This is a genomic window from Sphingomonas sp. R647 (genome assembly GCF_020177055.1).
Classification (GTDB): Bacteria; Pseudomonadota; Alphaproteobacteria; order Sphingomonadales; family Sphingomonadaceae; genus Sphingomonas.
The window spans coordinates 512,990-538,615 of the sequence record NZ_JAIQXT010000001.1 but is presented as its reverse complement, the minus strand read 5'-3'; the positions used below and the strand labels follow the sequence as shown (position 1 = coordinate 538,615).

Here is a 25,626-nt window from a genome sequence, read left to right as displayed (position 1 = left end):
TTAGGCAGCAACACACAGGAGATTTGAGACATGGCGAAGGCCGTTACCGACGAGAGCTTTGCAACCGACGTGCTGCAGTCCGACAAGCCCGTGCTGGTCGATTTCTGGGCCGAATGGTGCGGCCCGTGCAAGATCATCGGCCCGAGCCTGGAAGAGCTGGCCGAGGAGCTGGCCGACAAGGTCACCATCACCAAGCTGAATATCGAGGAAAATCCGGACACGCCGGGTCAGCTGGGCATTCGCGGCATCCCGACGCTGTTCGTCTACAAGGATGGGCAGAAGATCGCGCAGCAGGTGGGGATCCAGGAGATCAACACCAAGTCCAAGCTGAAGGCGTGGATCGAGAGCGTGGTCTAATCTTCATCGTCACCCCGGCTTCGTGCCGGGGTCCACTCCGCCGGGCGCGCGTCGTCTGGCCTCTTGCTCCGCGCTCGCCACACGATGGATCCCGGCACAAGGCCGGGATGACGATTGTTGCGATTAACTCCGATAGTCCGCGTTGATCGAGATGTAGCCGTGCGTCAGGTCGCAGGTCCACACGGTGGCGCGGCCTTCGCCAAGCCCCAGATCGACGCCGATCTCGATGTCCTGACCTTTCAGATGCGCGGCGACGGGGGTTTCGTCATAACCCTCGACCGCGAGGCCGCCTGACGCCACTTGCACGCCGCCGAAGGTGATCGCGAGTTTGTCGCGCTCGGCGGGTTCGCCGGCCTTGCCGACGGCCATGACGATGCGGCCCCAATTGGCGTCCTCGCCCGCGATGGCGGTCTTGACCAGCGGGGAATTGGCGATGCTGAGTGCGATGCGGTGCGCGCTGGCGTCGTTTTCGGCGCCTTCGACATCAACGCGGATGAACTTCGACGCGCCCTCGCCATCGCGGACGACGAGATGGGCGAGTTGGAGGCAGAGGTCGGCGAGCGCGGCGCGGAAGGCGTCGGCGCCATCGCTGTCGTCATCGCTAAGCGGCGCATTGCCCGCCGCGCCGGTGGCGAAGGCGAGGACGGTGTCGCTGGTCGAGGTGTCGCTGTCGACGGTGATGCAGGAGAAGCTCTTGCGGTTGGCGTCGCTCAGCGCCCGCTGGAGGAATGCCGGATCAACTGCGGCGTCGGTGAAGACATAGCCGAGCATCGTTGCCATGTCGGGGGCGATCATGCCGCTGCCCTTGATGATCCCGACGAGGTTGACCGTGCGGCCATCGACGATGGCGGAGGTCGCTGCGCCCTTGGCGAAGGTGTCGGTGGTGCCGATGGTGTTGGCGGCATCCTCCCAGCCGCACGGTTCGGCGGTGAAGGCGGCGTCGAGGCCAGCCTCGGCCTTGTCGATCGGGAGCGGCACCCCGATCACACCGGTGGAGGAGACGAATACGTCCGAGGGCTGGCAATTCAGATGCCCCGCGACCCGCGCGGCAATTGCCTCGACCGCAGCGCGACCCCGGTTGCCGGTGAAGGCGTTGCTGTTGCCGGCATTGACCACCAGCGCGCGCGCGCCACCGAGCGGGAGCGCGTCGCGGCACCATTCGACTTCGGGCGAGGGGCATTTGCTGGTCGTGGTGACGCCTGCGACTGCCGTGCCCTCGTCCAGCGTCACGAAGGTCAGGTCGCAGCGGTCCCACTGCTTGTAGTGCGCGCGGGCGACGCGGAGCGTGACGCCGGGGATTGCGGGAAGCGCCGGGAAGGCGGCGGGGGCGAGGGGGGAGCGGGTCATTTCTGTTCCTCTATTCCTTTCGTCGCCCCGGCGGAGGCCGGGGCCGCCCTGTGGTGGGCTTCCCTAACAAACTTGGCGGCCCCGGCCTGCGCCGGGGCGACGGAACCTTAAGCCAGCGCGCTTGCGGCGCTGAGCACGGCGCGGACGCTGGCGGTGGCGACGTCTTCGTCGATTCCGACGCCCCACACGGTCTGGCCATCGGAGGTGCGGCATTCGACATAGGCGGCGGCCTGCGCGCTAGAGCCATGGCCGATCGCATGTTCGGCATAGTCGGCAATGTCGAGTTCGACGCCAAAGCCCTCACGGATCGCGGCGACGACGCTGGAGATCAGGCCGTTGCCGCGCCCGCTGACCGATTTGGACACGCCATCGACCTCGATCGTTCCGGCGAAGATGCGCTCGCCATTGGAGGCGCGCGTTTCGTCATAGGCGCCAAGCGTGAAGCGCTGCGGCGTCTCGAGGCGATAGGCGCTCTGGAAGGTTGCCCAGATGTCCTGCGCGTTGAGTTCGCGGCTGGTTTCGTCGGCCATGCGCTGGACGTGGCGGCTGAAATCGGCCTGGAGCCGCTTGGGGAGTTTCAGCCCCTTGTCCTGTTCCAGCACCCAGGCAACGCCACCCTTGCCCGATTGCGAATTGACGCGGATTACCGCCTCGTAGCTGCGGCCGAGATCGGCGGGGTCGATCGGGAGATAGGGGACCTCCCAGAAATCGTCGTTGCGCGCGTCCTGCGCGGCGAAGCCCTTTTTGATCGCATCCTGATGGCTGCCCGAAAAGGCGGTGAAGACCAGGTCGCCGGCATAGGGCGTGCGCGGATGGACCGGGATGTTGGTGCAATATTCGACCGTCTTCACCACTTCGTCGATGTCGTCGAAGGTGAGCTTCGGATCGACGCCCTGCGTGTACAGGTTCATCGCGACGGTCACGAGGTCGCAATTGCCGGTGCGCTCGCCATTGCCGAGCAGACAGCCCTCGACGCGGTCGGCGCCCGCCATCAGGCCCAGTTCCGCCGCCGCGACGCCGGTGCCGCGATCGTTATGGGTGTGCAGCGAGATCACCACGCTGTCGCGATTGGGGATGTGGCGGCAGAAATATTCGATCTGGTCGGCATAGATGTTGGCCGTCGCCGCCTCGACCGTCGCGGGCAGATTGAGGATCAGCGGGCGATCGGGGGTTGGCCGGAGCACCTCCATGACGGCGGCGCAAACCTCGACCGAGAAATCGAGTTCGGCGGTCGAGAAGGTTTCGGGTGAATATTGGAAACGCCAGTCGGTGTCGGGCTGGGCCGCCGCGCCGTCGCGCAGCATGCGGGCGGCGTCGATGGCGATGCCCTTCACCTGCGCGCGGTCCATGCCGAACACGATGCGCCGCCAGGCCGGGCTGACCGCGTTATAGACATGCACGATCGCCTGTTTCGCGCCGCGCAGGCTGGCGAAGCTGGTTTCGATCAGGTCGCGGCGGGCTTGGGTCAGAACTTGAACCGTCACGTCGTCGGGGATGCGTCCGTCGCGGACGAGGCCGGAGATGAAGTCGAACTCGGTTGCGCCGGCGCTGGGGAAGCCGACCTCGATCTCCTTGATCCCGACGCGGCAGATCAGGTCGAAGAAACGGGTCTTCTTCTCTGCGTCCATCGGGTCGATCAGCGCCTGATTGCCGTCGCGCAGGTCGGTGGAGAGCCAGCGCGGCGCTTTGGTGATCGTGCGGCTCGGCCATTGCCGATCAGGCAGATCGACCTGAGGGAAGGGGCGGTATTTGACGCTGGGGTCGCGCAACATGGGACTTCTCGCTTCGAAACGGACGGTCGGGGGAGGGGTTGCTCTGCCCTTAGGCCGTGTGCGCAGGCGATGCCCGCGCGAATCCACGCCCTAAGGGCGGATAAGTCGAAGCAGGGGAAGGTTGGCGCCGTGCAACATTATGCGAGGCGCTTAGCCCGGCCGCGCAACAAATGTCCAGTACGGATTCCTCCGCTCGGCCACCGGCCTTGCGCTATCATTCTATAAAGATTTGAGCGGCATAGGATGAGATGGGGGCCGAACAGGACGAAAAATGCTTCAAATCATGTACATCAGCAGCGCCTCCAACTGCGCCCCGATCGACGTTGCCCAGATCTTGACGGTGTCGCGGCGCAACAATGCACGTGATGGGATTACCGGACTGCTTTACGCCGACGGGCGGCGGTTCCTGCAGGTGCTGGAGGGACCGGCCGAGGCGGTCGAGCGCGCCTTTGTCCGGATCGGTAGCGACCCGCGCCACCGTGCAGTCGTGACGCTTTCCCGTCGCGCGATTGAAGCGCGTGAGTTTGGCGAATGGGCGATGGCGCACCGCATGCCCGGTGGCGACTCCGACGCGCTGATGGAACAGATTGCCGAGCGGCTCGAGGCCGCGTCACCGAATATTCGCGCCACCTTTGAGGGCTTTGCGAAGATCCGGCGCGCGGCCTGAACCCTTACTTCTGGAACGCGGCGGCGATGGTCAGTTCGACTTCGTCGCTGACCAGCGGCACGGCATAGCCCAGGCCGAAGTCGCTGCGCTTGATCTTCGCCTCAGCCTCAAACCCGACATTCTCCTTGCCGCCCATCTGCGCCGGCGCCTTGCCCGCGCCGTAGAAATCGACGTCGAGCGTTACCGGCTTGGTGATGCCGTTGAGCGTCAGGTTACCGTGAACCTTGGCCTCATCACCATCGGGGTCGATCATCACATGGGTCGACACGAACTTGGCGTCAGCAGGCGCCGACCCGAAGAAGTCAGGCTTGCCACCGTCCTTGCCGTCGCGCAGCAGGTGGGCAGTGAAGCCAGGGACGCCGGTCACCATCTTCGACACCGGGATGGTCACGTCAACCTTGGACGCGGCGGGGTTCTTCGGGTCGAGCTGCATCGTGCCGGTGACTGCGCCGAACAGGCCCCAGAGCGGCGAGAAGCCGAAATGGTTGACCTCCCACTTCACCAGCGTGTGGTTGGCGTCGACGGTGTAGGTGCCGCCGGTGATGGCGGCCTTGTCCTTCGTGCCCGGCATCTGCTGGGCGACGATGGGCGTGGCGATGGCGGTGGCGGCGAGCAGGGTGGCGAGTACGAGGCGCATGGGTTCAGTCTCCGGATTGCGTTACGGGGGCGCCACGACAATGCGCGACACCCCCGACTTGTTCAAATGGCGAAACGGGAACGCATGGTTTCCCGAACTGCGATCAAAGTTGCGGCAGGATCAGATATTTCTCGCCCGTCGCGCGGCGGTTGTACGCGGCGATGCAACCGGGTTGGACCGCGTCCTCCAGGCTGATGCGGTTGCTGTAGCTGCTGGCGAAGGTCGTGCGGATTTCAGCCGTCACCTTGGCGCGCATCCGCGCCACCTCCTCCATCCCCGCCTTCATCAAATAGGGGGTGAGCAGCCAGCCGCCGACGCCCCAGATCATACCGAAACCGCGATTCAGCTCAGTCGGCGCGGTGCTGAGGCCGCCATAGATATAGACCTGCTTCATCGTGGAGGAGCCATAGGGGCCGTTCGCGGGGTTGGTGCGGACGGCTGCGGCCTCCATCGCGGTCAGGATCTGGCCGGCGAGTTTGCCGCCGCCGATCGCGTCGAAGGCGAGGAACGCCTGGGTCTCGGCAATCGCGTCGGTGAGCTGGGCCATGAAGTCGGGCGCGCTGCTGTCGACGACATGGGTCGCGCCGAGATCGCGGAGCAGCAGCGCCTGAGTCTGGCTGCGTACGATGTTCACCAGCGGCACGCCTTCGGACAGGGTCAGCTTGACCAGCATCTGGCCAAGGTTTGATGCGGCGGCGGTGTGGACGAGGCCCTTATAGCCTTCACGCCGCATCGTTCCGACCATGCCGAGTGCGGTCATCGGGTTGACGAAGGAGGAGGCGGCTTCCTCGGCGGCGATGCCATCGGGGAAGACGAGGCAGTCGCGCGCGCGGAGCAGGCGATACTGGGTGTAGAAGCCACCGCCCGCGGCCGCGACAGTCTTGCCGATCAGCGCCTGGGCGGCGGGATCGTCTCCGGCGGCGACGACCGTGCCGGCGCCTTCATTGCCGATCGGGAGCGGCTTGCCTGCGCGCACGGCCACGTGGCGGCGCAGCGCTTCGGGGATTTCGGCACGCGCGCCATAGCCAAGCGGCGCGAAGGCGTTGGAGTCGGCGACGCTGAGCATCACGGCGAGGTCGGACGGGTTGATCGGGGTCGCCTCGACCCGGATCAGTACCTCATCGCCGCTGGGCTGGGGCACCGGCACGTCGCGCAGGGTGAGTTCGAGGCCGCCATCTTCGGTAACGGTCGACAGCATCTGCTTGGCCTGAGCCGGGATCGGGTGAGTCATTGCATCCTCCTTTATCGTTTGAACCGGGCATACCGTGAATTCGAAAGCGGGATCAATGGGGCTTTACGGATTTGCGCGGGCGCGCGATTGCCCCCTCGCATTTGCGACCGGTTTACGTTAAGGTGAACCCATGACGCGCGCAGCCATCCCGTTCGAAGTGCCCATCCCCGTCGATCCCGCCGACATCGACTTCATGGGGCACGTCAATAACGCCAGCTATCTGAAATGGGTGCAGGAGGCGGTATTGGCGCATTGGCAGAAGCTGGCACCGGCGGAAGAGGTGGCGAAACACCTGTGGGTCGCGCTCAAGCACGAGATCACCTATCGCAAGCCCGCCTTCCTCGATGACGAGGTTGTCGCGACGGTGCTGCTGGAGAAGGTGCAGGGCGTCAGCGCGTTCTACGAAACGATCATCCGCCGCGGCGATGATGTGCTGGCTGAGGTCAAATCACGCTGGTGCTGCGTGGACGCAACGACGCTGCGCCCGGCGCGGATCGCCGAGCATATCGTCGAGCATTTCTTTGGGAAGCGCGAGGGCTGAGGCGCGTTTACAGCGTGAACAGCAGAATGAGGCCGAGAAGGGCATAGAGTCCGAAGCTGAGCAGGATGCACGTGAAAGCATCCTTCGCCTTTGCCTTGTAACCGGTAGCGTAGAGGCTGATCGCAGAGATCACAGAGATCAAGAGCAGCGGGCCAATCAGAAGAAGCAACACGATGCCCGGCCAACCCAATGGCTGGGTGGCCCTTTCCGACTCCTCGGCACGGACGGCCGCGACGTGGTCTTCCATTTCGGCACGGGCATCGCTCGAAACGCCTCTGCGATCCAACTCCGCCCGGGCAGCGACGATAAAATCCTCTCGGATGCCGTCTTCCGGGGACGCGAACGCAATATCGCTCAGTTGCTCCACCCGCATATTTGCCATGCGGCCCGAAAGCTCACTAGCGGCCACAGGTCGTCTTTCCCTACAGCCAGCGCGGAACGTTGTGGGCGTAGTTGACGTAGGGGACGCCGAATTTGTCCGCCATATAGCGTTCCTCGCGCGCGATCACGCCATAGTGAATCGTCATGATCAGCGGGATGAACAGCCATAATGCGACGGGCGCATTCGCGGCGACGGTGAGGCCGAGATAGGCCAGCGTCATGCCGAGATACATCGGGTTGCGGGTCCAGCGGTAGACGCCGTGCACGACGAAGGCGGTGGTTGGCTGCCAGGGCGGGGCGGGGGTTCCGGCTGCCTTGAACCGGCCGAGAGCTGCGACGATCAGGCCACCCCCAGCGAGCAGGAACAGCGCGACGACCGTCCAGCGCAGTGAGCCGGGCATGTCGAGACCCTGGGTGCGCACCACCAGATATTCCAGCGCGATCCCGGCGATCAGATAGCCGAGGAAGATCAGCGGCGGCGGGGCGATGACGCCGGGAATGTCGGATTTTGGTTCGGTCATGGGGCGTTCCTAACCTTCCGAATCGAACTTGTCTCGCTTTCGCTTTCCGAACAACAGGCGGCGTTCGAGATGGCGGCGCGCGGCGGCGTAATAGGCGTCGAGGAAGGCGCGGTCCTCGCCGACATGGGTGCCATTGTCGGGGCGGCCGAGCTTGCGCCGGATCACACCGGCGACGGTGACGATCGTATCCGCCTCGTCGCGGTGGAGGATGTCGGCGAGGCGCTGGACCTCCATCTGGCCATAGGTTTCGAGCTCTTCAGGCGTGAAGGCGTAAAGCTCGATCCGCTCGGGCTCGGCATCGGCGAGCAGGTCGGGCGCGATTTTCGGCCGCTCATTTTCGACGACCCAGGTGCCCGCGATCAGGTCGCCCGCGCGCAGCCGGTCGCGGTTGAATAGCGGAAAGAGCATGAAGATCGCGGTCCAGCCGAAGCCGAACAAGGTCAGCCAGCGGCTGCTGAACCCCTCGGCCTGTGCCGAGAGCAGGAACATCAGGGGCAGGAACACCTCGATCTCACGCGTCAGGTTGCGGGCGAGGACCGCGCCGCCGGTGAGCCGCCCGCCGTCGCGGGCGACGACGCGCAGCTTGAGCGCGCGCTTGCCCAGCGTCGCCGCGCGCCCGCCGCTCTCGAACAGGGTGAAGTAGAAATTGCGGAGCAGGAAGAAGCCGAGCAGCCACAGGATCGCCGCGACACTGGACGATTGCTGATTGGTCAGCAGCCCGACTGCGGCGAGCGTCAGCCCGATCAGCGCGGCGAGCATGATCGCGGCATCGATCGTGAACGCCGCGGCGCGCGACCCTGCGTTGGCGAGGCGCAGGTGCAGCACCGCACCCTCGGGTGTGACCAGTTCGCGGACCAGCCGATCCTTGCGCTCAGCCATGGCGACGGCGTCCGCCCAGCGTGAAATAGACGACCCAGATCGCGAACATGGTCGCAGCGATGGCGAACCGCGCCGCGTCGGCGGTGATCAGCTGGCGCGCGAACCCTTCGAGCAGGCCGGCGGCGAGCAGCATGATGACGACGCCGATCATGACCAGCGCCCCACGGCGTCCCGCTTCGCCTGCGGCGGCGAGACGGCTGCGGTCACCGGGAAAGGCGACTGCGCGGCCGATATGCAGCCCGGCGGCTCCGGCGAGGATGATCGCGCTGAGTTCAGTCGATCCGTGGATCATCAGCCAGCCGGTGAAGCCGACTCCCAGCCCCTTTGACATGAACGCGGCGTAGAAGGCGCCGAGCAACACGCCGTTGCTGGCGATCAGGAACAATGTCGGGATGCCGAAGGCGAAGCCCAGCGCGAAGGCCAAGATCGACACCTGGCTGTTATGCGTGAACAGCGAAGTGGCGAAAATCTCAAGGCCGCCCTGTCTGGGCGGGCCGTAGATCGATTCGCGCAGGGTTTCGACGCTGGCCTGCATGTTGCGACCGCCGGCAAGCTCGCCGGGGACGATCGCACCGAACCAGCCGGGATCGGCGAGCACGAGGAAATAGCCCGCGAGCCCGCTGCCCAGGAACAGTGCAGCGATGATCAGCATCTCCGGGACAACGCCGCGCACGGCGGCGGGCCAACCTTGCGCGAAGAAGCCGCCGATCTGTTTCCAGAAGGAGTCGCGGCATCCGTACAGGATGAAATAGGCGCGGGTCGACAGGCTTTCCAGATAAGCGATCATCGACCCGTCGAGCGACGTTTCGCGCGCGATCGACAGCGCAGAGAGCGTCGACCGATACAGGCGCGGGAGCTCGAACAGATCCTCGCTGGACAGCCGGCGGGGCGATTTCTTCTCGATCAGGTCGAGCATCGCCTCAAGCCGCTTCCAGTCGGCTTCGCGTTCGGCGCGGAACTGGCTGACGCCAAAGACGGTGCTGCTCATGGGCGTTCGCGGTCCCGGACATAGCGCTCGGCGAGCGCAAGGGCGAGGTCGTCGGGTTCGGCTTCGAGCACGTCGATGCCGAGCCGTTTCAACCGTTCGATGACGATCCGCCGCTCGCGCAGCAGCGCGTGGGCGACATTGGCGCGGGTGACGTCGTCGGCGGTTTCCGGGCGCGCCTCCAGAAAAGCTTCCAGCTCGATATCGCGGAACAGGACGAACAGCAGGCGGTGCCGCTTGCGCATCCGCGCGGCGGCGGTGAGCATCAGTTCGGCGCTGGTCGGATCGGTGAATTCGCTGAACAGGATGATCAGGCTGCGGCGCTGGAGCCGCTGGTCGAGCGAGACGAGCGAGAGGGTGAAGTTGCTTTCCTGCGCGCCATAATCGAGTTCGGCGGCAGTGCGGTGGAGCGTCGCGAAGCCGCGCGCGCCGGTGATGCTGCCCGAATCCGCGGTCGGGCGTCCGGCGAACCCGAATAGGCGGACGGTATCGCCGGACTTGAGCGCGACGAAGGATGCTAGGAGGGCGGCGGAGACGGCACGGTCGATGCGCGGCATCCCGGCGACCGGTTCGCTCATTGTGCGGCCGCAATCGACCGCAAACACGACGCTGTTGTCGCGCTCCGTGCGATATTCGCGGGCGAGTAGCGAGAGGTGGCGGGCGGTGGCCTTCCAGTCGATCGCGCGGCGTTCCATGCCGGGCTGGAAATCGGTGAGCGACTGAAACTCGGTGCCGTCGCCGCTTTCGGGGCGGATACGCGTGCCGAACTGGCGGCTGCGCAGGAATTGCCGCATCCCCTGTTCGCGGACGGGGCGCAGGTCGGGGAGGACGCGGATGCTGTCGTCGGTCGTGATGCTACGCTGGCGATACGCGAGGCCGAGTGGGCCGGAGGCACGTGCCCATATGCGTGAGAGCTTCGCGGTACCACGCCGGGTGGCGGTGAAGTTGAGCTTATCGCCCTCCCGCTTGCGGGCGGGGAGAGGTTCTAGTGGAGAGGAAATGTCTGCCGCATAAGCGAGGCCCGGGGTCGCGCCGGCAAGCGCAACCGTTCCGCCGACATCCACTGCGCCTGGTCCCTCGACCCTGAGATCGCCTGCCCGGATGCGTGGAGCCATGAGCCCGTCGAGCAGCACCAGCAGTGCGACGCCGAGCGCCCAGGCGACGGCAAGCAGCCAGCCGTCCGGACGCACGACGCCGAGCAGCAGCGCCATCGGCGCCGCCACCAGCGTCAGCGCGACCGCACGCTGGGTCGGGACGATCAACGCGGTGCCTCGACCCGGTCGATGAGCTGGGCGACGATATCGTCGGTGCGGCGGCCGTCGATCTCGGCGGCGGGCGACAGGACGACGCGGTGGCGCAGCAGCGGCTGGGCGAGCAGCTTGACGTCGTCGGGGATGACATAGTCGCGGCCCTCCAGCGCGGCGGCGGCGCGGGCCGCTGCGGCGAGCGCGGAGGCGGCGCGCGGCGATGCGCCGTGCGACAGATCGGCGTGATCGCGGGTCGCGCGGATCAGATCGACGACATAGGCGATGATCTCATCCGCAAGCCGCACGGTCAGCACGGTGTCGCTGGCGGCCTTGAGCGCGTCGGGGGTTGCGACCTGTTCGACGCCGCTATCCTCCGGCCGGGGCGAGCCGGTGCGGGTGCCGTACTGTGCGACGATCGCGCGTTCGGCCTCGGCATCGGGATAGTCGATCGCGAGCTTGAACAGGAAGCGGTCGAGCTGGGCCTCGGGTAGCGGATAGACGCCTTGCTGCTCGATCGGGTTCTGAGTCGCGACGACGGTGAAACGGTCGGACAGTTTCTCGGTCGAGCCGTCGATCGTCACCGCGCGCTCCTGCATCGCTTCGAGCAGGGCGGCCTGGGTCTTGGGCGGGGTGCGGTTGATTTCGTCGGCCAGCAGCAATTCGGTGAACACCGGACCGCGCCGCAGTTCGAACGACGAGGTCTGGAAGTTGAACAGGCTGGCGCCGACAATGTCGCCGGGCATCAGGTCGGGAGTGAACTGGATGCGACCGAAGTCGAGGCCGAGCGTGCGTGCGAAGCTCTGCGCCAGCAGGGTCTTGGCGGTGCCCGGCGCGCCTTCGAGCAGGACATGGCCGCCCGAGAGCAATGCGATGGTGAGGAGGCGCGTCGCGCGCCCCTGACCCACCACGGCCTTGGCGACCTGGGCTTCGATCGCCGCACCGAGTTTGCGGACGTCGTCGAGTGTCATGCCTTCACTTCCTTTCGCCAATCATCGAGCGCCTGCGCGGCGTGGAGCAGTTCGGTTTCGGTGGTCGCAGCGCGGGCCCGTTCGGTCGCGGCGGTGTACGAGGTCGTTGTCGGGATCGCGTCGAGCTGCGCGTCGAGCGCCTCACCCTGGAGCGTGCGTGGCAGCGCGAGCCTGCGCGCGGCCCAGTCGCGGATCGCGTCGGCATAGGCGCTGCCCCCTTCGCGGGTGCGGCGCGCGCGGCGGGCGAGGCTGACGATATTTTCGATCAGCGCGGCCTTTCCGAATGGGACAGCGCGTTGTTCGCGACGTACCGGGCCGAACCGGACCAAGGTCGCGATCCCCGCGAGCAGGGCGGCGATCAGCAGCGCGATACTGACGCCGGCAAAGGGTGGCTCAAACGCGAGCTGAAGCAGGTTGCGACCGCCGCTGCCATAAGGGAGCATCGTGTCGAAGATCACGGTGCCGGGCGTGTCGGGGTCGAGCGCAGCAAGCAGGGCCATCGCGGCACGGGCATTCTGCCTGTGCGCCAGACCATGATTGTTGAGGAGATCGGGATCGGCGAGGATGTAGGTGCCGGAAGCTCCGACCTGGGACAGAACCGACGCACCATCCGGCGCGACGATCAGCGGGACCAGCTTGTCGCTTTCAATCGCCTGAATTTCGCCGTCGATGCGAAACGGAGAGCCTGGCAGCCCGGAGCTATAGCGCAGCCGAGTTCCGGCCTTTTCCGTGTGCGGGGCGATATTGACGGTCTGCCCGAGCATCGCGACCAATCGCTCCGGGGAAACAGTCGTCAGGCGCTGCTCGCGGTTGGGGCGACCCTGGATCGGGGCGGCCACCCATTTGGGCAGGATCACGAGAACCGGACCTTCGTGCGCGCCGATCGCCTGCCGAATCTCATCGGACTTGGTTCCGATATTGGGGGTCAGGATCAGGACGCCGCTTTCCGGCCGTTCTTCCGGATCGCTCGACAGCGATACCGTGCCGCCGGACAGCTCGACCAGCTTGGTCAGGCCGTAAAAGCCGGTGGCGAAGCGCGACGACGGGCTCGGGCTGTTGCCGCGCTGGCGGTCGAAGCGGTCGCCATAGGCGCTGACCAGCAGGAAGCCGAGCGCGAGGATGAACCCCGCCGCGACGAGGATCAGCACCGTGCGGGTGCGAAAGGGGCTGGCGCTGCTTTGGGTCATCGGCCGAGTGCGAAGCCGGCATAATCGGCGCGGGCGCGGGTCCAGTCGGCTTCGCCGAGCGGATGACCGGCGAACAGGCTGCGCTCCACATCGGCGACGATGCGACCGAAGACGGTGCGCGCGGCATCGGGCAGCGCCTCGATCCGGGCGATGTCGCGGCTGGTCCAGGACGGGCGGAGCGGATTGCCGCGCCAGCGTTCGATATCCTCGACGCTGCGGTGGAGGAGGAGGCGGACGGCTTCGTCATAGCGACCGGCGGCGGCGAGCTGGTCGGCCTCGACCAGCAGCGCGCGGGCGACGGATGCTTCGGGCGCCCAGCCCGGCGTCGCGACCACACCGCCGCGCGCCGCGATGCGGTTGGCGAGCCACGCGCGGAGCGGAGGGAAGATCGCGAAGGCGAGCGCGATCACGACCAGCGCGACCGCGACCCACATCAGCACGGTCCAGCCACCGCCGACCCATTCGATGAAGCTGCCGAGCGCGCCGAAGACGTCTTTAAGCCATTGCGGCATTTCGCGCTGTTCGGGGACGAACCACGGAAAGTCGAACTGGATGCTCGCATCGCCCTTCAGCGTTTGATGCGCGGCGTCGGCGGCCGCCGGATCGCCAAAGGGCGTCGCGGCATTGCCAGCGACCGCGCCATCGCGCGCGGCGACGCTTGCGCCCTGTGCCGTCATTGCCCCTTGCCCCCCGCAACTGCCTCATACCCTTGGAGCAAATCGGCAAATTGCGCGCAACGCTTTTCATCCCTAACGTTGCCAGAACGGCGCGGCGGACCGACCGCGCGGCATCGGACAGGGAGAAGTAGGCGTTGATCCGGATCATCATCGGCACGGCTGCGGCGGCGACGCTGGCGGCCTGTAGCGCGACTGCAGGCGGCAAGCCCCAGAGCGCGTCGTCGGAGGCTCCCGCGAAAAAGGGGCCGGGCAAGAACAAGGGATATGACCACAATCCCTATCCGTCGACCTACAAGGCCTATCCGGGCGTGCCGACGCTGTTGACCAATGTCACGATTCTGGACGGCGAGGGTGGCAAGATCGAGCGTGGCGCGGTGCTGTTCCGCGACGGCAAGATCGTCGAGGTCGGCCAGAGCATCGCAGCGCCCGAAGGCGCGACCGTGATCGACGGGGCAGGCAAATATGTGACGCCCGGCGTGATCGACGTGCACAGCCATCTGGGCGACTATCCCAGCCCCGGCGTCTCGGCACATTCGGACGGCAACGAAGCGACCGGGCCGGTTACTGCCGAGGTTTGGGCCGAGCATAGCGTGTGGCCGCAGGATCCCGGCTTTTCGCGCGCGCTCGCCAATGGCGGCGTGACGACGCTGCAGGTGCTGCCGGGTTCGGCGAATTTGTTCGGCGGGCGCGGCGTGACGCTCAAGAATGTCTATGCGCGCACGATGCAGGGGATGAAGTTCCCCGGCGCGCCCTATGGCCTCAAGATGGCGTGCGGCGAGAACCCCAAGCGCGTCTATGGCGGCAAGGGGCGGATGCCGTCGACCCGGATGGGTAATATCGCGGTGGATCGCCAGACCTGGGCGCGGGCGCAAGACTATAAGAAGCGCTGGGACCGCTATGAGGAGCAGGGCGGCGAGGCCCCTGCGCGCGACATGGCGATGGACACGCTGCGCGGCGTGCTGGCGGGCGAGATCATCGTCCACAACCACTGCTACCGCGCCGATGAAATGGCCATCGTCCTCGATATGGCCAAGGAGTTCGGCTACAAGGTGGGCACGTTCCACCACGCGGTCGAGGCGTACAAGATCGCCGACCTGCTCAAGGCCAATGGCACCTGCGCCGCGGTCTGGGCCGATTGGTGGGGGTTCAAGATGGAATCCTATGATGCCATCTCCGAAAACCTCGCCGTGCTGGAGCGCGAGGGTGCGTGTGGCATGATCCACTCAGACGATGCCAACGGCATTCAGCGGCTCAATCAGGAAATCGCCAAGGTCCGCGCCGCCGCCAAGCGCGCTGGCTTTGTGATCTCGGAAGAGATTGCGTGGAAATGGGCGGCGATCACGCCGGCCAAGGCGCTGGGCATCGACAAGGTCACCGGCAGCCTGAAGGCGGGCAAGATGGCCGATGTCGTGCTGTGGAACGGCAATCCGTTCAGCGTGTACACGCGCCCCGAGAAAGTCTGGGTCGACGGCGCATTGCTGTTCGACATGCACAACCCCAAATTGCGGCCGGTGTCCGACTTCGAGCTGGGCCAGCCCGGATCGGGAGATGTGAAGTGAAGAAACTCCTGATTGCAGCCGCGGCGATGGGCGCCGCTTTTCCCGCCGCCGCGCAGACGGTCGCGGTCACCAATGCGCGTCTGGTCATCGGCGATGGCTCGGCTCCGGTCGAGAATGGCACTGTGGTCGTACGCGACGGGCGTGTCGTTGCTGCCGGCGCAGGCGTCGCCGTTCCTGCCGGGGTGCCGGTGGTGGATGCGGGTGGCCGGTGGGTCACGCCGGGCCTGTTCGCGGGCTTTACCCGGATGGGCATCGTCGAAGTCGATGGCGTCAGCGAAACCGACGATAGCGCGGCGGGCAATTCGCCATTCAACGCAGCGATCGACGTGTCGCCTGCGGTCAATCCCAAGACGAGCGCGGTCGCGGTCAACCGCGCCGAGGGGATTACCCGCGCCGTCGTTGCCCCGGAAGCGCGGGGTTCGATCTTTGCCGGGCAGGGCGCGATCATCGATCTGGGCGTGGACATGGACGCGGTGAGCAAGCCGCGCGCGTTCCAGTTCATGGTCTATGGCGAAGAGGGCGGGCGTCGTGCGGGGGGTAGCCGCCCCGCCGCGATCGCGATGCTCAAGAACATCCTGTTCGAGGTACGCGATTATGCCCGCGCGCCGGCCAGTTTTGCCGATCGCGGCAAGGACGCGCTGTTGACCCGGGCCGATGCGCAGGCTCTGGTCCCGGTGGTGACGGGGCAAGTCCCGTTGCTGGTGCATGTCGAGCGTGCGTCGGACATCCTCGTGGTGCTCGACCTCAAGCGCGAGGTGCCGGCGCTCAAGCTGGTGCTGGTCGGCGTGAATGAGGGCTGGACCGTCGCGCGGCAGATTGCAGCGGCGAAGGTGCCGGTACTGGCATCGGCGCTGTCGGACCTCCCGGCCTCGTTCGAGCAGTTGGCGGCGACCCAGTCGAATATCGGGCGGATGCAGGCGGCCGGCGTGACGGTAGGTATCGGCATGATCAACGATGATGAGGCGCGTCAGGCGCGGCTGATCAAGCAATATGCCGGCAATCTGGTGGCGTTGACCAAGGTGCCCGGCGCTTCGGGGCTCGACTGGGGTCAGGCGTTCGCGACGATCAGCTCGAAGCCCGCCGAAGCGATGGGTATGGGCGGCGACTATGGTTCGCTGCGCCCCGGGCGTCGCGGCGACGTGGTGGTGTGGGACGGCGACCCGCTGGAGATCGGGACTGCGGTGGTGAAGCTGTTTATCGATGGCGTCGAACAGCCGATCGAAACGCGTCAGGACCAGCTGCGCAAGCGCTACTTCGATCCGAAGGAAGGCGCATTGCCCAAGGCGTACGAACGCTGAGCGTTCCCTTTCACACGGCCTGCGCGGGCGAGGAGCCGCGCCGTGCGGGCCGCCCGCGTGATCCCGCCAAATATGCGGCGATCATCGAGGCGGCACGCCAGGCGTTCTTTTCGCGCGGCTTCCACGCCGCGACGATCGAGGAGATCGCGCAGGCCGCCGGCGTGTCGAAGGTCACGGTCTATAGCCGCTTCGGCGACAAGGAGACGTTGTTCGAAGAGGTGATCCGTGTCGAAAGCACGCGGATGGCGGAGGTGTTCGATGCCGGCGTCGCCGACCAGCGGTCGCTGGAGGACCAGCTCAACGCCTATGGCGTGTCGCTGCTGACCTTCATGTTCAGCGAGGACCATGTCGCGATCGACCGGGTGCTGCTGAACGAAATCTCGCAGATCCCGACGCTGGCGCGCCGCTTCTATGAGGCCGGGCCGGGGGTGTGTTTTGGGCGTCTGGCGGAGGTGTTGGCCGAGGCGCAGGCGCGGGGCGAGGTGGAGGTCGATGATCCCAATCTGGCCGCGCAGGATCTGTGCGGGCTGTGGAAGGGCGCGGCGGACATGGGGCTGAAGCTCGGGCTGGAGCCGCTGCCGTCGCCCGAGGCGATCCGGGCAAGGGTCGAACGCGCGACGCGGCTGTTTCTGAAAATGATCGGATCGAAGCCGTGACGATCGGCGTTATCACCGCAATGGAGGTGCGAACGATGCGAAGCATGATGGCAATTGTTGCGGGCGCGGTGCTGCTGGCCGGGTGCGGTGGTGGCTCTGGCGAGAACGTGCCGGATCCTGCGGCGTCAAAGACCCCGGCGGCATTGAGCGATCTTCAAAAGCGCGTCGTTGCGCTGCCCAAGCGGTTGCAGGATGGCGTGATGCTGCGCGCGATCCGGGACGCCGGGCTGAACTGCCAGCAGGTCACCGAACTGACGCGCGTCGAGACTCGCGCGGACCGCATCCGCTGGCGGGTCGTGTGCGACACTACTCAGCCTTATGTGGTCGAGATTACCCCGGACGGCACGGCGCAGATCCGCAGCCGACCCTGATCACGAGCCGGCGTAGATACAAAGAAGGGGGCGGTCGCGAGACCGCCCCCTTTTAGTTGGGGTAACTGATCAGAGGCCGACGACGCCGCCGTCATTCTTGGTAATGACCACGACCGCCGAGCGCGGGCGCGTGCCAGCGGGTGCAGTACCGGTCGCCTGGGTCGCGGGCCAGCCGCTGTCCGGGGCGGTGGCGGTGCCGTCCTCTCCCGGATGCTGGATGCCGACGAACAGGGTGCGGCCGTCCGGGGTCGAGTCGACGCCGGTGATCTCGCACCCGATCGGGCCGACCAGGAACCGCTTGAGCGTCGCATCGGTCGCCAGCGCGCCGCGCCGGGTCGCCTGGGTGCCGGTCGTCCCGCCGCTGCCGCGGTTGGTGATCGTCACATTCGCGCCGTCGCCGGTGACGCCGGGCATTGCGACGAGCATCTGGTTGTTGGTGCGATCGGTAAAGGCACCGTCGTCGGTCTGGATCCACAGCAGCGGCTTGACGAGGCCGCTGGCGTTGGTCGGACGCGCGAACCACAGGCCGTCGGGGCTGGAGAAGTCGTTCGCCGCGGTGAGGCCCGAGATGTTGACGTCGCTGTTCGCCTCGGCCGAGTCCGCGCCGAACAGGTAGATGTCCCATGCGAAGGCGAGCGATGCGGGATCGTCGCCAGTTTCGCGCAGGCGCAGGATATGGCCATTGGGGTTGCCATACTGGTTCGACGCGCCCTTGGTGTCGTTATAGTGGCGCGGGTTGGCAGCGTCCGTACCGGTGATCGGGCGGAGCGACGCATTGTTGTTGGTGAGGGTAAGGTAGATTTCCCCAGTCACTGGGTTGGTCGCGGTCCATTCCGGACGATCCATCCGCGTCGCACCGACCGCGTCCGCAGCGAGGCGGGCATTGGTCAGGATGTCGGCCTGATCAGCGAAGACATATTCGGGATCGGCGTTGACTGCCGGACGGTTCGGAACCTGGCCGAACACCAGCGGGAGCCAGCGGCCCGATCCATCGGCGTTGAAGCGCGCGACGTAAAGCGTGCCGGCGTCGAGATATTTGTCGCCGACTGCGAGGCGGTCAGCCGCCTGCGCGTCGCTCGCGGTCCAGGTCGCATTGGAGACGAACTTGTAGAAATATTCGCCGCGCGAGTCGTCGCCGAGATACACGGCGAGCTTCTTGCCGGGCGTGGCGTTGCCGAGCCATGCGCCTTCATGCCCCATGCGGCCGAGCGCGGTGCGCTTCCGTGGTGCCTTGGTCTTGTCATAGGGGTCGATCTCGACGACCCAGCCGAACTGGTTGGGTTCGTTGCGCCAGTCGGTCGTGGCGGTGCCGCCCGCAGTCGCACGCGCGTCCCAGCGGCGGAACAGCGTGTTGTTCGTATCTGCCGGGGTCACGGTCGACCAGCCATAGCTGCCGCTGCCGCTGGTGACGCCATAGCGGCGCAGTGCGACGAGTTCGCGTGGCGTGCGCTGGGCGTCATCGCCGGTGCGGCGGAAATAACCGGCCCAGTTTTCCTCGCAGGTGATGTTGGTGCCCCACAGGGTATGGCCGTTGGCGCAATTGTTGATCGTGCCGCGACCGGCGGTGCCGTCGGTCGAATAGGGGGTGCGCAGCAGCGTTGCGCCGCGCACCGGGCCGTTAAACACCATCGGCGTGCTGGGCGTGATGCGGCGGTTGAACGTCGAGTTCTGAACATAGGTCCAGGCGCGCCCGGCGCCTTCGACGATTTCGGTCACCGATACGCCGTGCGCCTCGATCTCCTTGAGCGCTTCGGCTTCCGGGCGGACGCCACCGGGCGTGGTCGGGCCGGCTGGGTGGAGATACTGGACGTTGAGGTTCTCGTGGTTCTGGACGAGCAGGCCGCGCACCGAGCTGTTGTCATCGCGCGCACCCGCCGCCGACAGGCCGTACCAATAGAGCGCGTCGCCATGGTCGCCGATGCGGTTGGCGAAATCGGTGTCGGTGCCGTCATTCTTGTAGGCCGGTACGCCCGACGCGATCGGGTCGCCGAGGCGCGTCAGAACGGTTACGGAGTAGCCCGTCGGTACGGTGACGATGTCGTTGCGGTTCTTGGCGATCGAGGTGAAGCCCAGTTCGGCGGCTTCGATCGCGACCGTGACACTCTGGGTCGAAACCTGGCCGGCACTGTCGACGGCGCGATAGTCGAAGCGCAGCGTGGTGCCACCCGCGACCGACGGCGCAATGAACGATGTCGTTGCAGCGTTCGGGCTGCTGAGCGTTACTGCAGGCCCCTGGGTCTGGATCCAGACCGATGCGGTCGGGCCATTGTCGGTGGCGTTACCGGTGAGGGTGACGACCCGGCCCGATTTGCTGGCGCCCGACGATCCGACCGAGACGATGGTGGGGAAGGGGTCAGAACCGGTCGCGGCGCTGTCGCAGCCTGCGAGCACCGCGCCACCGAACACTGCTGCCGACGCCGCAACCGCGCCCGAGCGCAGCGCCTGACGCCGCGAGTAGCGCTGTTCGATCATCGCGTTGAGGCTGGGATTGCTGCTGGTGTTCGTATCGACGTCGCCATCGCTATACGCGAAGCCGTGCGCAGTGAGTTCGGTCATGTCTGTGTCCCCTGACCCCGTGTCCCGTTTGGACTGGGTGCAGATGGCCTGTGGGCGCGGCGCTTTACGGCGTGATGCAGGTTTGTGGACGAACGCGTTGCGATCTGGCGTCATTTTGATGACGTTTGGCAGGGGGCAGTCGGTTCGCTAGAGGCGGGGCGATGAGCGAACCGCGCGACAGCCTGACCGATCGGCTTGCCCGACGCGCCGCGCGCGCGGCGCGGGCGCGACCGGCGCTGGCGGTGCCCGACATGCGGCTGACGCTGGCACTCGCCGGAGTCGTGGCGCTGGGGCCATTGCTGACCATCGTTGGTGCGCAGGTGCTGCGCGGCGGGGTTGAGGCAGACAATCGCGTGCTGGAAATGCAGTTGCGGAGCCGGACCGCACCACAGCTTGCGCGGGGCGAGGCGGCGGCGGTGCTACGCGATTCGGTGCGCCAACCTGCGCTCGCTCCGACGCTGGACCGGCTGGCGCGGGCGTTGCCCGACGATGCGCGGCTGGTGTCGGCGGCGCGCGGCGCAGATGGTCATGTGCAGATCGAGATTTCGGCAAGCGACCCCGATCTGTTGCGCGGGGCGCTGCGGCGCGATCCGTTGCTCGCCGCGATGCGGGAGAGCGGACAGCGGCGCACGCAGGACGCGCGCGTGGTCGTGACGCTGCGGACCCGCGCATGAGGCGGGGGAGTGTAGCGATGGGGCTGGGCGGCGGGCTGGTTGCTGTTGCCCTGCTGGCATTCCCGGCTTTGGACGCGCTGGAGGCGCTATGGTCCGCGCGCCAGACCCGCGCGGATCTCACGGCAAGTCTTGCCGCGCCGCGCGCGCCGGTTCGTCCGCTGGTAGCCCCCGGCTTGGCAATCGCCGCAGCGGATCGCGCGTCCGCCGCGCGGAGCCTTGCCGGGCGGATCCGGGCCAGCGCGGCGTCGGCGGGTGTGCTGGTTGAGGTGCTTTCGTCTGCCCCTTCACAGTCGGGCATCGTTACGCTGAGGGTCCGCCTGTCCGGCCCCGAAAAGGCGGTCGTCGCGATGCTCGACGGGATGGAGCGCGGGACCCCGCTGACCCGTTTCCGCAGCTGGCGCGCGAGTGCGCTCGCCGATGGCGGAGTGCGGGTCGAGGGGGAAATGGTGGCGGCATGGCAATGAGCCGGACCGAACGGCGCGTGCTGATTGCGGCGGGGTTCGCTTCGGCGATCGTGCCGGTGATCGGGCTCTATCCCTATGCGGCTGAGCCTCGCCCGGGCGCGCGGTCTGCAGTCGCGACGATCGTGCCGCCGCCCTTGCCCGCACCGGCGCGGGTATTCGAACGACCGCTATTCGCTGCGGCAGAGGGCGACGCGGCACCCGCCGACGCGCCCGTGCTGACCGGAATCGCCGGACGCCTCAACCGCGATGCGGTGGCGCTGGTGCGGATCGCCGATGGCAACGCGCGGACGCTGGCGGTGGGCGAAAGCGTCGATGGCTGGCGGCTGGAGAGCCTGGCGATCGACGCCGCCTTCTTCACGCGCGGGCGTGAGCGGGTGCGGGTGGCGATGCAGGGTGAAGGCGGCGATGGTGCCGCCCCGCCCCCCGACGATCAGTAAATCCCGTCGATCTCGAGCGTCAGCCGGGGCTGGAGCGGCTTGAGCAGCAGGTTGCTGGGCGAATTGAGGTCCAGTTCCTCCGACCGCAGCCGGGCATATTTGGCCTTGGCGATCGCCGCTGCATCCTCGCCGTTGCGCAGAATGGTAGGCTTGAGGAAGATGAACAGGGTGCGCTTTTGCCGGGTTTCGCGGCGTGCCTTGAACAATTCGCCGAGGATCGGGATGTCGCCGAGGATCGGCACCTGGCTTTTCACCTGTCCGTAGTCGTCGGAGGTAAGGCCGCCGAGCACGATCGTCTGGCCATTGTCGGCGAGCACGGTGGTGTTGATCGCGCGGCGGTTGGTGATCAGGTCGGTTGCCTGGCTGAGCTGGGTCGCGGCGATCGACGATGCTTCCTGCACGACTTCAAGCCGGATGGTGTCGCCGGCATTGATGCGCGGGAGCACCTTGAGCGTGATTCCGACATCCTTGCGCTCGATCGAAGTGTACGGGCGCACGTCGCTGGAATCGGTCAGGATCGATCCGGTGACGAACGGCACTTCCTGCGCCACCACGAACTCGCCGACCTTGTTATCGAGCGTCGTGATCTGCGGCGTCGAGAGCAGGTTCGACTTGGTCGAGGTGCCAAGCGCCTGCACCAGGATCGAGAAATCGTTGCCGATCGAGACATTGCCGATGAACCCCTGGCTCGACCCAAGCAGCGTGCCCGCTGGAACACCGAGCGCACTGAGGATCGCGCCGAGCGACGGTCCGGCGGTGCTGAACGAGGTTCCTGCGCCCTCGACACGATTGAGTGCGGCGCCGCTGGTGCCGAGCTGGACCGCGAGCGCCTCTGCCTCCTCGCCGGTGATTTCGGCGATGGCGGCTTCGATCAGCACCTGCGGACGGCGGACGTCGAGGTCGGTGATGATGGCTTCGATCGCCGCAACCGTGCTGGGGGTGCCGCGCACGACCACGGCGTTGATGTCGGGCGAGGGCTGGACGGTGATCTCGGGGGTCGAGAAGCCCTGCGGCGTTGCTTCGGACTGCTGGCCGAGCTGAGCCGATTGCGCGGTCGCGGCGGCGCTGGCGGCAGCGGCGGCGGTTTCGGCGCTGCTGGTTCCGCCCGAGGCGATCAGGCCGCCGAGCACGCCGGTCGGGCTGCGCGGATTGTTGCGCGATCCCGACAGGCTGCGTGCGACCGGGTTTGTAGTCGTCGATTCCTGCCCGAGAATGCCGCGCAGCACATCGGTGACCGACTCGGCGTCGGCATAGTTCAGGCGGAACACGCGGGTCATCGGCGTCGCGCCGCCAGGGGCGTCGAGCGAGGCGATCATGCGGCGCGCATCGGCGACGGCGGAGGGCGATCCGCGCACGATGATCGTGTTGCTGCGCGCATCCGCGGCGACGCGCGCACCGCCCGATGCGGCGTCGCCGAGTACGGTCTGCAGCGCCTGTGCGACTTCCGGCGCGCTGCCGTTGCGCAGCGTGATGGTGGCAAAGGTCATGCCGCTGCCGGTGCCGTCGAGCGAGCGCAGGATCGCCTCCACCCGGCGGACATTGTCGGCATAATCGGTGACGACGACGGCGTTGGGCTGGGCGAGCGGTTCGACGCTGCCGAAGCTGGCGACCAGCGGGCGGACGACGCGCGCGGCTTCGGCGGAGGGCACGTTGGACAGGCGGATCATCCGCGTGACCAGCTCCTGCCCCGATGCCGAGCGCGACGACACGCCGCCATCGCGCACGGCGTTGCCGGCAGGTACGATGCGCCAGGCGCGACCCGAGCGGACTGCGGCAAAGCCATTGGCGCGCAGGACCGACAGGAACAGCTCCCACACCCCCGCAGAGGTCAGCGGGGTGGCGGAGGTGACGGTGACGCTGCCTTTGACCGCCGGGTCGAGGATCAGGGTGCGACCGGTTAGGCGTGAGATCTGGTCGGCGACATCCGCGATCTCGACCCCGCGCATGTTGACGACGATGTCCGCGCCGTCGGTCTGCGTGGCCAATACCGGCTGAGCGGTCATGGCGGCGAGCGCGAAGATGAGAGCGGTCTTGCGGATCATGTGCGGCACGGTGGGTTACCTAGCGGGTCGGGATGGTCAGCGTCACGGGCTTTCCATCGCGGGTGATCTGGACTTGGACGGAGCCGCGGCCTTGCGCGGCGGCAATGGCGGTGGCGGCGCTGGCCGGGCTGGTCAGCGGGGTGCCACCGATCGAGGTGATGACATCGCCGGTCTGAAGGCCGGGCGGGGCGTTGGCGCCGACCTGCATCCCACCGCCTGGGGCCGGCGTCATTGCGGCAAGGACGCCGGCCGCTGCGGTCGCGGGGGCGGCTGCTGACTGTGCCGGGGCGGCGGGCGCTGCGGGAGGTGCCGCTGCCGCCGTCTGTTGCTCGGCGGTCAGCGAGGGGTCGGGGAAGGCGAGATATTCGATGCGGCCAGCCACGCGCAGGATGACGCGGTCGCGCAAAATGCCCTCGATCGTGCCACCGCCGGGCGCTTCACCGATGCGGAAGGGCTTCGCCGCTTCGCCGCCGACCTCGATATAGGCAACCGAAAGCGCGGCAGGGCTGGCGGTAAACACGCCCTTGAGCTTGAGCGGGAGCGCGGTTGCCTGAGTCGCATCCGTCGCCGCGCCCTTGCCGAACGGTGCGAAGGCGAGGGCGGGGGTGACATCGGCGGTGACCGCGACCGGTCGCGCGCCTGACGGGATGGTGACCGCGCCGGTGCTGGCATGGCCCGCGATCCGCCAGGTGAGGCCGGCGAGTGCGACCGCGACCGACACGATCACGGCGGCTGCAACGATATCCAGTGTCGTACGCGCCTGACGCGGCGAAAGATCGAGGAAGCGGATCATGTCCGAGCGCCCTCCACGAACCCGTCGAGCGATGCAAGCGGCGAACGTTCGCCCTCCGGAATCACCTGAATGCGGACCTTGTCGATCGCGGGGTCTTCGGTGCGGGTGCGGGCGACGTCGACCTGCCATTGCTGGCCGAGCAGCTCGACCTGCTTCTGCGCGGCGGCGGGGTCGGCGAGCTGGAGTTCGGCGAGGCGGTTCTCCGCGACCCACATCGCGGCGGCGCGGCGTTCGAGGCCGCGGGTCGAATCAACATGGCTCTCGACCGCGCGGACCAGGCCAACGGTCGCGATGGCGAGTACCGCGAGCGCGACCAGCGCCTCGATCAGCGAGAAACCCTGTTCGTTCTTCACGAGGCTTCAGCCCGGCTAGCGGTGGCGGTCATGCCGTCATAGCGGACGACCCAGATCTGCTCGCCATTGCTGATCGTCGCGTTGAGCGGTTTGCCCGCGCCATCGACGCCCATCATGACCGGCGGGGTTACATCGAGTTCGACCGCGATGCCTCCGGGCAGGCGGTGGAAGGCGAGGCCATCGGACAGCGGTGCCATCGATCCGTCGCGTCCGACTGCGGCGAAACCATAGCCGTCCTTTTCGACGGTGAACGCGATGATGCGGTCGCCGATCATCGCATCGTCGGCGGCCGCCTGAAGCCGCAACGCGAGGCGGCGGGCTTCGGTCTCGACCGAGGGGGCGCGGGTCGCCGAACCGATGCCGAGCGCGACTCCGCCCGCCGCGACGCCGATGATGACGAGCACGATCAGCATTTCGATGAGCGTCATGCCGCGCTCACCGTTGCGGATGGTCGCCCCCCGCACGGGCCTTATCCGCCCTTGGCGGGCGTCTGGGCCGCGTCGCGCGAATCGAGGTCGGCGTCGAGCTCGGTGCCGCCGGGCTTGCCGTCACGACCCAAGGACTTCAGCTCGAAGCTGCTGCCGGTCGAGACATAGGTGTAGGGATTGCCCCAGGCATCTACCGGAGCGGATTTTACATAGCCGCCATCGGGCCAGGCGGTGGGCAGCGGCGGGGTGGTCGGTTTTTCGACCAGCGCCTTCAGCCCCTGCTCGGTGGTCGGATATTGGCCATTGTCGAGGCGATAGGTGGTGAGCGCACTCGACAGGGTGACGAGGTTGGTCTTGGTCGTGGTCACGCGTGCCTGATCGGGGCGGCCGACGACGTTCATCGTCACCAGTCCGGCGACGATCGCGATGATGACGAGGACCACGATCATCTCGAGCAGGGTAAGCCCCGCCTCACCATTTGGCACCGTGTGGCGCTTGCCCTTCGTGGCATCGACTGCCACGGTGTCATCGAATTGTTTCAAAACTATGCGCATCGCAGCCCCATGCGTGTTCATCGTGAAAGCCATGTTACAGCCGG

29 protein-coding genes are annotated in these 25,626 nt (G+C 67.0%); 10 read left to right on the top strand and 19 right to left on the bottom strand.

Annotated elements, in window-relative coordinates; translation table 11 throughout:
* The first annotated feature begins 30 nt into the window (after window positions 1–30).
* Window positions 31–357 (top strand): thioredoxin, encoded by a 327-nt coding sequence (gene trxA / locus K9B35_RS02530; RefSeq protein WP_224920227.1) that lies wholly within the window; start codon window positions 31–33, stop codon window positions 355–357.
* 123 nt (window positions 358–480) lie between these two features.
* On the opposite strand, the gene argJ is transcribed toward trxA, so the two are convergent.
* Complete coding sequence (argJ, locus tag K9B35_RS02525; RefSeq protein ID WP_224920226.1) at window positions 481–1,704, bottom strand: bifunctional glutamate N-acetyltransferase/amino-acid acetyltransferase ArgJ; 1,224 nt, start codon at window positions 1,702–1,704, stop codon at window positions 481–483.
* A gap of 107 nt (window positions 1,705–1,811) precedes the next feature.
* On the bottom strand, window positions 1,812–3,476 hold the full coding sequence (gene leuA / locus K9B35_RS02520; protein ID WP_224920225.1) for a 2-isopropylmalate synthase: 1,665 nt from the start codon (window positions 3,474–3,476) through the stop codon (window positions 1,812–1,814).
* A 271-nt stretch (window positions 3,477–3,747) separates the two neighbouring features.
* On the opposite strand from leuA, the gene K9B35_RS02515 reads away from it, so the two are divergent.
* The gene (locus tag K9B35_RS02515; RefSeq protein ID WP_224920224.1) at window positions 3,748–4,143 is read left to right on the top strand and encodes a BLUF domain-containing protein; all 396 of its coding nucleotides are present in this window, start codon (window positions 3,748–3,750) and stop codon (window positions 4,141–4,143) included.
* Between the two features lie 4 nt (window positions 4,144–4,147).
* Here the strand turns inward: K9B35_RS02515 and K9B35_RS02510 are convergent, their stop codons facing one another.
* Both K9B35_RS02510 and K9B35_RS02505 read right to left on the bottom strand, forming a co-directional pair.
* Window positions 4,148–4,780 carry a YceI family protein gene (locus K9B35_RS02510; RefSeq protein WP_224920223.1) on the bottom strand — a complete coding sequence of 211 codons (633 nt, stop codon included), beginning with the start codon at window positions 4,778–4,780 and terminating at the stop codon, window positions 4,148–4,150.
* Between the two features lie 103 nt (window positions 4,781–4,883).
* Window positions 4,884–6,011: a zinc-binding dehydrogenase gene (locus tag K9B35_RS02505; RefSeq protein ID WP_224920222.1), complete on the bottom strand. Its 1,128-nt coding sequence runs from the start codon at window positions 6,009–6,011 to the stop codon at window positions 4,884–4,886.
* A gap of 130 nt (window positions 6,012–6,141) precedes the next feature.
* Between K9B35_RS02505 and K9B35_RS02500 the strand changes: the two genes are divergently transcribed.
* Window positions 6,142–6,552: an acyl-CoA thioesterase gene (locus tag K9B35_RS02500; protein ID WP_224920221.1), complete on the top strand. Its 411-nt coding sequence runs from the start codon at window positions 6,142–6,144 to the stop codon at window positions 6,550–6,552.
* Between the two features lie 7 nt (window positions 6,553–6,559).
* On the opposite strand, the gene K9B35_RS02495 is transcribed toward K9B35_RS02500, so the two are convergent.
* Genes K9B35_RS02495 through K9B35_RS02460 form a run of 8 tightly spaced genes read right to left on the bottom strand, consistent with a single transcriptional unit; the run spans window position 6,560 to window position 13,397 of the window.
* Entirely contained in the window at window positions 6,560–6,934 is a 375-nt protein-coding gene (locus K9B35_RS02495) for a hypothetical protein (protein WP_224920220.1), read from the bottom strand.
* Between the two features lie 40 nt (window positions 6,935–6,974).
* On the bottom strand, window positions 6,975–7,454 hold the full coding sequence (locus K9B35_RS02490; RefSeq protein WP_224920219.1) for a methyltransferase family protein: 480 nt from the start codon (window positions 7,452–7,454) through the stop codon (window positions 6,975–6,977).
* Window positions 7,455–7,463: 9 nt separating this feature from the next.
* On the bottom strand, window positions 7,464–8,333 hold the full coding sequence (locus tag K9B35_RS02485; RefSeq protein WP_224920218.1) for an RDD family protein: 870 nt from the start codon (window positions 8,331–8,333) through the stop codon (window positions 7,464–7,466).
* On the bottom strand, window positions 8,326–9,321 hold the full coding sequence (locus K9B35_RS02480) for a stage II sporulation protein M (protein WP_224920217.1): 996 nt from the start codon (window positions 9,319–9,321) through the stop codon (window positions 8,326–8,328). Before K9B35_RS02480 ends, K9B35_RS02485 begins: the two co-directional genes overlap by 8 nt.
* A complete protein-coding gene (locus K9B35_RS02475) occupies window positions 9,318–10,580 on the bottom strand; it encodes a DUF58 domain-containing protein (protein WP_224920216.1) in 1,263 nt (420 codons plus the stop codon). The genes K9B35_RS02480 and K9B35_RS02475 overlap by 4 nt, the downstream gene beginning before the upstream one ends.
* Entirely contained in the window at window positions 10,577–11,533 is a 957-nt protein-coding gene (locus tag K9B35_RS02470; protein WP_224920215.1) for an AAA family ATPase, read from the bottom strand. The genes K9B35_RS02475 and K9B35_RS02470 overlap by 4 nt, the downstream gene beginning before the upstream one ends.
* Complete coding sequence (locus K9B35_RS02465) at window positions 11,530–12,720, bottom strand: DUF4350 domain-containing protein (RefSeq protein ID WP_224920214.1); 1,191 nt, start codon at window positions 12,718–12,720, stop codon at window positions 11,530–11,532. Before K9B35_RS02465 ends, K9B35_RS02470 begins: the two co-directional genes overlap by 4 nt.
* A complete protein-coding gene (locus K9B35_RS02460; protein ID WP_224920213.1) occupies window positions 12,717–13,397 on the bottom strand; it encodes a DUF4129 domain-containing protein in 681 nt (226 codons plus the stop codon). Before K9B35_RS02460 ends, K9B35_RS02465 begins: the two co-directional genes overlap by 4 nt.
* Before the next feature lie 137 nt (window positions 13,398–13,534).
* On the opposite strand from K9B35_RS02460, the gene K9B35_RS02455 reads away from it, so the two are divergent.
* Together K9B35_RS02455 and K9B35_RS02450 are read left to right on the top strand one after the other, a co-directional pair.
* Window positions 13,535–14,956 (top strand): amidohydrolase, encoded by a 1,422-nt coding sequence (locus K9B35_RS02455; protein ID WP_412103434.1) that lies wholly within the window; start codon window positions 13,535–13,537, stop codon window positions 14,954–14,956.
* Entirely contained in the window at window positions 14,953–16,254 is a 1,302-nt protein-coding gene (locus tag K9B35_RS02450) for an amidohydrolase family protein (RefSeq protein ID WP_224920211.1), read from the top strand. The genes K9B35_RS02455 and K9B35_RS02450 overlap by 4 nt, the downstream gene beginning before the upstream one ends.
* 10 nt (window positions 16,255–16,264) lie before the next feature.
* Here the strand turns inward: K9B35_RS02450 and K9B35_RS02445 are convergent, their stop codons facing one another.
* On the bottom strand, window positions 16,265–16,429 hold the full coding sequence (locus K9B35_RS02445) for a hypothetical protein (RefSeq protein ID WP_224920505.1): 165 nt from the start codon (window positions 16,427–16,429) through the stop codon (window positions 16,265–16,267).
* On the opposite strand from K9B35_RS02445, the gene K9B35_RS02440 reads away from it, so the two are divergent.
* Both K9B35_RS02440 and K9B35_RS02435 read left to right on the top strand, forming a co-directional pair.
* Window positions 16,389–16,910 (top strand): TetR/AcrR family transcriptional regulator, encoded by a 522-nt coding sequence (locus tag K9B35_RS02440; RefSeq protein WP_224920496.1) that lies wholly within the window; start codon window positions 16,389–16,391, stop codon window positions 16,908–16,910. The genes K9B35_RS02445 and K9B35_RS02440 overlap by 41 nt on opposite strands.
* Before the next feature lie 35 nt (window positions 16,911–16,945).
* Window positions 16,946–17,281: a hypothetical protein gene (locus tag K9B35_RS02435; protein ID WP_224920210.1), complete on the top strand. Its 336-nt coding sequence runs from the start codon at window positions 16,946–16,948 to the stop codon at window positions 17,279–17,281.
* A gap of 69 nt (window positions 17,282–17,350) precedes the next feature.
* Here K9B35_RS02435 and K9B35_RS02430 read toward each other — a convergent pair whose 3' ends face one another.
* Window positions 17,351–19,837, bottom strand: a complete 2,487-nt coding sequence (locus K9B35_RS02430; protein ID WP_224920209.1) for a PhoX family protein — start codon at window positions 19,835–19,837, stop codon at window positions 17,351–17,353.
* Window positions 19,838–19,998: 161 nt separating this feature from the next.
* Between K9B35_RS02430 and K9B35_RS02425 the strand changes: the two genes are divergently transcribed.
* From K9B35_RS02425 to K9B35_RS02415, 3 genes are read left to right on the top strand one after another with little or no spacing between them, the layout of a single operon-like run.
* The gene (locus tag K9B35_RS02425; protein ID WP_224920208.1) at window positions 19,999–20,511 is read left to right on the top strand and encodes a hypothetical protein; all 513 of its coding nucleotides are present in this window, start codon (window positions 19,999–20,001) and stop codon (window positions 20,509–20,511) included.
* Window positions 20,508–20,975 carry a GspMb/PilO family protein gene (locus K9B35_RS02420; protein ID WP_224920207.1) on the top strand — a complete coding sequence of 156 codons (468 nt, stop codon included), beginning with the start codon at window positions 20,508–20,510 and terminating at the stop codon, window positions 20,973–20,975. The genes K9B35_RS02425 and K9B35_RS02420 overlap by 4 nt, the downstream gene beginning before the upstream one ends.
* Window positions 20,966–21,412: a hypothetical protein gene (locus K9B35_RS02415; protein ID WP_224920206.1), complete on the top strand. Its 447-nt coding sequence runs from the start codon at window positions 20,966–20,968 to the stop codon at window positions 21,410–21,412. Before K9B35_RS02420 ends, K9B35_RS02415 begins: the two co-directional genes overlap by 10 nt.
* Here K9B35_RS02415 and gspD read toward each other — a convergent pair.
* The 5 genes from gspD to gspG are packed head-to-tail and all read right to left on the bottom strand — an operon-like array spanning window position 21,406 to window position 25,615.
* Window positions 21,406–23,454, bottom strand: a complete 2,049-nt coding sequence (gspD, locus tag K9B35_RS02410; protein WP_224920205.1) for a type II secretion system secretin GspD — start codon at window positions 23,452–23,454, stop codon at window positions 21,406–21,408. The genes K9B35_RS02415 and gspD overlap by 7 nt on opposite strands.
* A 19-nt stretch (window positions 23,455–23,473) precedes the next feature.
* The gene (locus tag K9B35_RS02405; RefSeq protein WP_224920204.1) at window positions 23,474–24,247 is read right to left on the bottom strand and encodes a type II secretion system protein N; all 774 of its coding nucleotides are present in this window, start codon (window positions 24,245–24,247) and stop codon (window positions 23,474–23,476) included.
* Window positions 24,244–24,600 (bottom strand): type II secretion system minor pseudopilin GspI, encoded by a 357-nt coding sequence (gene gspI / locus K9B35_RS02400; protein WP_224920203.1) that lies wholly within the window; start codon window positions 24,598–24,600, stop codon window positions 24,244–24,246. The genes K9B35_RS02405 and gspI overlap by 4 nt, the downstream gene beginning before the upstream one ends.
* The gene (locus tag K9B35_RS02395) at window positions 24,597–25,064 is read right to left on the bottom strand and encodes a prepilin-type N-terminal cleavage/methylation domain-containing protein (protein WP_224920202.1); all 468 of its coding nucleotides are present in this window, start codon (window positions 25,062–25,064) and stop codon (window positions 24,597–24,599) included. Before K9B35_RS02395 ends, gspI begins: the two co-directional genes overlap by 4 nt.
* Before the next feature lie 5 nt (window positions 25,065–25,069).
* Window positions 25,070–25,615 carry a type II secretion system major pseudopilin GspG gene (gene gspG / locus K9B35_RS02390; protein ID WP_224920201.1) on the bottom strand — a complete coding sequence of 182 codons (546 nt, stop codon included), beginning with the start codon at window positions 25,613–25,615 and terminating at the stop codon, window positions 25,070–25,072.
* Window positions 25,616–25,626 lie beyond the last annotated feature (11 nt).

Excerpts from the sequence above, each read along its gene's own strand:
- trxA (WP_224920227.1), top strand. The coding sequence starts at position 31 with ATGGCGAAGGCCGTTACCGACGAGAGCTTTGCAACCGACGTGCTGCAG.
- argJ (WP_224920226.1), bottom strand. The coding sequence starts at position 1,704 with ATGACCCGCTCCCCCCTCGCCCCCGCCGCCTTCCCGGCGCTTCCCGCA.
- leuA (WP_224920225.1), bottom strand. The coding sequence starts at position 3,476 with ATGTTGCGCGACCCCAGCGTCAAATACCGCCCCTTCCCTCAGGTCGAT.
- K9B35_RS02515 (WP_224920224.1), top strand. The coding sequence starts at position 3,748 with ATGCTTCAAATCATGTACATCAGCAGCGCCTCCAACTGCGCCCCGATC.
- K9B35_RS02510 (WP_224920223.1), bottom strand. The coding sequence starts at position 4,780 with ATGCGCCTCGTACTCGCCACCCTGCTCGCCGCCACCGCCATCGCCACG.
- K9B35_RS02505 (WP_224920222.1), bottom strand. The coding sequence starts at position 6,011 with ATGACTCACCCGATCCCGGCTCAGGCCAAGCAGATGCTGTCGACCGTT.
- K9B35_RS02500 (WP_224920221.1), top strand. The coding sequence starts at position 6,142 with ATGACGCGCGCAGCCATCCCGTTCGAAGTGCCCATCCCCGTCGATCCC.
- K9B35_RS02495 (WP_224920220.1), bottom strand. The coding sequence starts at position 6,934 with ATGGCAAATATGCGGGTGGAGCAACTGAGCGATATTGCGTTCGCGTCC.
- K9B35_RS02490 (WP_224920219.1), bottom strand. The coding sequence starts at position 7,454 with ATGACCGAACCAAAATCCGACATTCCCGGCGTCATCGCCCCGCCGCCG.
- K9B35_RS02485 (WP_224920218.1), bottom strand. The coding sequence starts at position 8,333 with ATGGCTGAGCGCAAGGATCGGCTGGTCCGCGAACTGGTCACACCCGAG.
- K9B35_RS02480 (WP_224920217.1), bottom strand. The coding sequence starts at position 9,321 with ATGAGCAGCACCGTCTTTGGCGTCAGCCAGTTCCGCGCCGAACGCGAA.
- K9B35_RS02470 (WP_224920215.1), bottom strand. The coding sequence starts at position 11,533 with ATGACACTCGACGACGTCCGCAAACTCGGTGCGGCGATCGAAGCCCAG.
- K9B35_RS02465 (WP_224920214.1), bottom strand. The coding sequence starts at position 12,720 with ATGACCCAAAGCAGCGCCAGCCCCTTTCGCACCCGCACGGTGCTGATC.
- K9B35_RS02460 (WP_224920213.1), bottom strand. The coding sequence starts at position 13,397 with ATGACGGCACAGGGCGCAAGCGTCGCCGCGCGCGATGGCGCGGTCGCT.
- K9B35_RS02435 (WP_224920210.1), top strand. The coding sequence starts at position 16,946 with ATGCGAAGCATGATGGCAATTGTTGCGGGCGCGGTGCTGCTGGCCGGG.
- K9B35_RS02430 (WP_224920209.1), bottom strand. The coding sequence starts at position 19,837 with ATGACCGAACTCACTGCGCACGGCTTCGCGTATAGCGATGGCGACGTC.
- K9B35_RS02425 (WP_224920208.1), top strand. The coding sequence starts at position 19,999 with ATGAGCGAACCGCGCGACAGCCTGACCGATCGGCTTGCCCGACGCGCC.
- K9B35_RS02420 (WP_224920207.1), top strand. The coding sequence starts at position 20,508 with ATGAGGCGGGGGAGTGTAGCGATGGGGCTGGGCGGCGGGCTGGTTGCT.
- K9B35_RS02415 (WP_224920206.1), top strand. The coding sequence starts at position 20,966 with ATGGCAATGAGCCGGACCGAACGGCGCGTGCTGATTGCGGCGGGGTTC.
- gspD (WP_224920205.1), bottom strand. The coding sequence starts at position 23,454 with ATGATCCGCAAGACCGCTCTCATCTTCGCGCTCGCCGCCATGACCGCT.
- K9B35_RS02405 (WP_224920204.1), bottom strand. The coding sequence starts at position 24,247 with ATGATCCGCTTCCTCGATCTTTCGCCGCGTCAGGCGCGTACGACACTG.
- gspG (WP_224920201.1), bottom strand. The coding sequence starts at position 25,615 with ATGGCTTTCACGATGAACACGCATGGGGCTGCGATGCGCATAGTTTTG.